This window comes from Neisseria sp. P0001.S005 (assembly GCF_051963715.1).
Window position 1 is genome coordinate 1 of the sequence record NZ_JBQCTZ010000353.1, and the last position, 2,064, is coordinate 2,064.

The 2,064-nt window shown below is 46.2% G+C and carries 2 protein-coding genes; one reads left to right on the top strand and one right to left on the bottom strand.

Annotation, left to right across the window (positions count from 1 at the left end; all coding sequences use genetic code 11):
- Positions 1 to 896 (bottom strand): signal recognition particle protein (locus tag ACTHSP_RS20035; RefSeq protein WP_440346778.1); only part of this gene is annotated, 896 nt, incomplete at its 3' end.
- A gap of 182 nt (positions 897 to 1,078) precedes the next feature.
- Between ACTHSP_RS20035 and ACTHSP_RS20040 the strand changes: the two genes are divergently transcribed.
- Positions 1,079 to 1,891: a cytochrome C assembly family protein gene (locus ACTHSP_RS20040; RefSeq protein WP_003684009.1), complete on the top strand. Its 813-nt coding sequence runs from the start codon at positions 1,079 to 1,081 to the stop codon at positions 1,889 to 1,891.
- Positions 1,892 to 2,064: the final 173 nt, after the last annotated feature.

The window sequence follows — 2,064 nt, forward strand, 5'->3', positions numbered from 1 at the left end:
TCGCCCATGCCGAGGATACGGCTGGCAAGACGGTCGGGGTGGAAAGGTTCGAGGCCGTTGATTTTCTCGCCGACACCAATAAATTTAATTGGTTTGCCGGTCACATGGCGTACGGACAATGCCGCACCGCCGCGCGAGTCGCCGTCCATCTTGGTCAATACGACACCGGTCAGCGGTAGGGCTTCATTAAATGCCTGAGCGGTATTTACCGCATCCTGACCCAGCATGGCATCAATAACGAACAAAGTTTCAACCGGGTTGACCGCCGCATGAAGCGCTTTGATTTCGTTCATCATCTCTTCATCGATTGCCAAACGGCCGGCGGTATCGACCATCAAGACATCGTAAAAATGTTTTTTGGCGTAATCGACGGCGGCAGTTGCAATTTCAACCGGTTTTTGGTTGGTATCGGATGGAAAAAAGTCCACGCCGACCTGTTCGGCCAACAGACGCAGCTGTTCAATCGCGGCAGGGCGGTAAACGTCGGCAGATACCACCAAGACTTTTTTCTTCTGATCGTTTTTCAGCAGGCGGGCGAGTTTGCCGACAGTTGTTGTCTTACCGGCACCCTGCAAACCGGCCATCAAAACGATGGCAGGCGGTGAAACCGATAAATCCAGCGTTTTGTTTTCCTTGCCCATTAATTCGATTAAGGCTTGGTTGACCACGCCGATAAAGGCTTGGTCAGGCGTCAGGCTGCCGACGACTTCTTGGCCAAGGGCCTGTTCTTTGACTGTATTGACGAATTCTTTAACGACGGGCAATGCAACGTCGGCTTCCAGCAGGGCAAGACGAACCTCGCGCAAGGCTTCTTTGATATTGTCTTCGGTCAGCGTTGATTGGCCGCGAATATTTTTAAGTACCTTGCTGAAGCGGTTGGTCAGGTTGTCTAACATACTTATCCTTGATAATGATAATAGCTGCCCAATACAGGGCATTCTTTGTTAAAATAAAATTCGGATTATTTTACACGATAGTCCGAAGTTATGCTTCAAGAACACAAACAAGCACAGCAAGGCCGTCTGAAACCCTGCCGGGTGTCCGTCAAGTGTTTACATGTCTATTGAGAAAGATATTTATGCCGATTGTCTTAATCTGCCTTATGCTGGTGTATGCCGGATTAGGCGCATTTTCCTGGTTGCAACATAAAAAGCACAATAATAAGTCTTACCCGCTGAAAACCGAGCTGCTGATTTTGAGTGGCGCATTATTGGTACATGGCGCAGCATTGATGTTCCCGGTATTGCAGGATAGGGTATTGATTACCGGTTTTGGCTATTCGCTCAGTCTGATAGTTTGGCTGATGCTGATGATGTACTGCCTGGGCAGCTTCTTTTATTGTCTGCGCGGGGTACAGCTCTTATTGTATCCTTGTGCCGCATTGACTTTATTGTTGGGTTTCCTTTTCCCGGGGGATTTTTCAGGCCGTCAAATCGTAGATTTATTGCCGCTGTCGCACATCGCATCATCATTGCTCGCATACGGATTATTTGGCATCGTTACCTTATTTGCTATCCTGATCCTTTTGCTCGACCGCAATCTGCACAAACGCCGTTTTTCCGCATTGGTCAGCTTCTTACCGCCATTATTGAGTCTGGAAAAACTTATGTTCCAAGGTATGTGGGCAGGCTTCGTTTTATTGACCTATTCCGTAATCAGCGGTACGTTTTTTGCAGAAACTGTTTTCGGCAAGCCGATGACCTTCACGCATAAAACCATCTTCAGTATTATGTCGTGGCTGATTTATGGTGCATTATTGCTGAAACACAGTATGACCGCATGGCGCGGCAAGAAAGCCGCCGTTTGGACTATTGTCGGATTTGTCAGTCTGATTTTTGCCTATGTAGGCAGTAAATTTGTCCTAGAAATTGTCCTTCAACGTATTGGATAAATAGAAATCATGTAAACAGGCCGTCTGAAAGAGCAATTCAGACGGCCTTTGTTTTGTATTTTTTTTGTATGTTTGGATAGTGTAGAAAGGTTGTTGGAGTTTTTTATAAAATAAAAACCCTTTTAAAACATGTCTGTGATTAATTTTCTGAAAATAATTTTGCGAAAGGTGTT

Coding starts and splice junctions, on each gene's coding strand:
- ACTHSP_RS20040 (WP_003684009.1), top strand. CDS start 1,079: ATGCCGATTGTCTTAATCTGCCTTATGCTGGTGTATGCCGGATTAGGC.